The 814-nt window shown below is 61.5% G+C and carries 1 protein-coding gene; it reads right to left on the minus strand.

The window, feature by feature from the left end; genetic code table 11:
• Positions 1-474: 474 nt before the first annotated feature.
• The coding region (locus NS334_RS18900) for a hypothetical protein (RefSeq protein WP_206542701.1) at positions 475-814 on the minus strand (340 nt) is incomplete at its 5' end.

Consider the following 814-nt stretch of genomic DNA (forward strand, 5'->3'; position numbering starts at 1 on the left):
TGATCTGTGAAGAGTGCCAGCGGCACGATTTCCTGCTGAAGAGGCTCGAAAGCGTCCGGTGCCGCCGAAATGCGCGCCACCACCATGAAAGCCTCCGCCGCCACCATGGCCACCGCCGCGAGAGTAAGCTGGCGCCGCCGTTGTCAAGATTACGACAAAGATAGCCCCGCAAATCGTCATGATCCGATCCATCGTTATTTCCTTTCATTCATGAGAGTCTTACACGCTTGCTGGATCCGTCGCCCGCTAAGCGATCGTGCAACGTCGCCGCGGGACGCCGCTGCTCAGATTTTGTTTTCAATCCTTCTTCATCGCGATCTTGGTGTCAGTCCTGACCCGTGCCCAATCAGCCTTCAGCTTCTGCATGAACGAACTCCGGAGCGTGTTGTGGCATTCGCTGATGATCATCGGCGCCAAGTCACGGTGCCATCACGCTTCTCCACGCCTGACCAGGATACTGCAACGACGTTTCGACTACGGGCGCAGCGCGGCGCGCGCATTGGTGAGCGCCCGATGGCAGCCAGCGGAGTCCCCGGCGTCGCTGGCGGCGCGAGCCTGAGCCAATGCATCGAGCGCCTGTTCGAAGCCCCGCCGATGGCTGCCTTCGGTGGCCGCCAGCGATCGCGGCGTCGGCTGATAACCGCGCAGTGCGTCGAGGCTTTCCGACTTCCATCCATCGGTTCCTGCTTGTCTTTCGATGGCGGCGTCGATCTGTGCCTGAACGCGCGCGATTGAAGGAGCGCACGGACTGGCTTGGGCGGAGGTAGCGGCCAATAGCGCGGTGATGGTGGCGTAGCAGTTCGTGCTCCTGGTG

Source organism: Sphingomonas endophytica (genome assembly GCF_001476895.1).
In the GTDB taxonomy this organism is placed as follows: domain Bacteria; phylum Pseudomonadota; class Alphaproteobacteria; order Sphingomonadales; family Sphingomonadaceae; genus Sphingomonas; species Sphingomonas endophytica_A.